The 1,609-nt window shown below is 70.7% G+C and carries 1 protein-coding gene; it reads left to right on the top strand.

Annotated elements, in window-relative coordinates; genetic code table 11:
• Positions 1-145: 145 nt before the first annotated feature.
• On the top strand, positions 146-1,609 hold a 1,464-nt coding region (locus CVM52_RS25580), incomplete at its 3' end, for a heavy metal translocating P-type ATPase (protein WP_100165048.1).

Below are 1,609 nucleotides of genomic sequence, written 5' to 3'. Positions count from 1 at the left end.
CGGATTTCCAATTCGACGGCCAGCGCTATGCCGCGCCGCTGGAGCTGGGGCCGGGCAAGTGGGAGCTGCGCCTTAACGCGCAGGCGCAGGACGGCACCGCATTTGCCCAGCGGCTGGCCCTGTGGGTGAGGGGATAGCCGGGGCGATGGTGGCACAGCTGCAGCATGCCCCGGCGGCGGCCTGTCCCGGCTGCCTTGCCGCGCCGGTGCGCGAGGTGGTGGCACCGCCGGCGGCGGCGCAGATCGCATTGTCATTGCCGGGGATCCATTGCCAGGGCTGTATCGCCACGGTCGAACGCGGCCTGTCGGCGCAACCGGGGGTCAAGTCCGCGCGGGTCAACCTGACCCTGAAACGGGCGCTGGTCGAGGCGGCGCCGGAGGTGACGGCGGCCGACCTGATCGAGGCACTGGCCGAGCTGGGCCATGAAGCGCACGAACTGGACCCCGGCGCGCTGAGTGCGACGCAGGCGGACGCGGCGGGCCGTGCCCTGCTGGTGCGGCTGGCGGTCGCCGGCTTTGCCGCGATGAACGTGATGCTGTTATCGGTCTCGGTCTGGTCCGGGGCGACGGATGCCACGCGCGACCTGTTCCACTGGATCTCGGCCGCGATCAGCCTGCCGGCGATCGCTTATGCGGCGCAGCCGTTTTTCGTGAACGCCTGGGCGGCGCTGCGGGTGCGGCGGCTGAACATGGATGTGCCGATTGCCCTGGCGATCCTGCTGGCTTTGGCCACCTCGCTGTGGGAAACCGCGCTGTCGGGGGCACATGCCTATTTCGACGCGGCGCTGACGCTGACCTTTTTCCTGTTGGCGGGCCGTTACCTGGACCATCGCACGCGCGCGGTGGCGCGATCGGCGGCCAGCGAATTGAGCGCGTTGGAAGTGCCGCGTGCTCTGCGCCTGGAACAGGGGGAACAGCGCGAGGTGCCGATCGCCGAGGTGGCGCCGGGCGATCTGCTGCTGGTGCGGCCGGGCGGGCGGATGCCGGTGGATGGCGAGATTGTCAGCGGGAGGTCCGAAATCGACCGGTCGCTGCTGACCGGCGAGACGCTGCCGGTTTTTGCCGAACCCGGTCTGGGGGTCAGCGCCGGAGAGGTCAACCTGACCGGGCCGCTGACGGTGCGGGCCATGGCGGTGGGCCGGGACAGTTCGTTGCAGCGCATGGCCGAACTGGTGGCGATCGCCGAATCCGGGCGGTCGCGCTATACCTCGCTGGCCGATGCGGCGGCCAAGCTATATGCGCCGGGCGTGCATATCCTGTCGGGTCTGAGCTTTCTCGGCTGGTTCCTGTGGGCGGGCGATCTGCGGGTGGCGCTGAACATCGCCGCGGCGGTGCTGATCATCACCTGCCCCTGCGCGCTGGGCCTGGCGGTGCCGGCGGTGACCACCGCCGCGTCGGGGCGGCTGTTCCGCCAGGGGCTGCTGATCAAACATGCCACCGCGCTGGAGCGGCTGGCCGAGGTGGACACGGTGGTATTCGACAAGACCGGCACGCTGACCGCGGGGAGGCCCGAGCTGGTCAACCTGGAGGAGCGGTCCGGCGCAGACCTGGCGGTGGCGCTGGCGCTGGCCGAGGCCTCGGCACATCCGCTGTCGGTGGCGCTGGCTCGC

This window comes from Pseudooceanicola lipolyticus (assembly GCF_002786325.1).
GTDB classification, from domain to species: domain Bacteria; phylum Pseudomonadota; class Alphaproteobacteria; order Rhodobacterales; family Rhodobacteraceae; genus Pseudooceanicola_C; species Pseudooceanicola_C lipolyticus.
The sequence above is the reverse complement of the archived record's forward strand: the minus strand, read 5'-3'. Positions and strand labels throughout refer to the sequence as shown.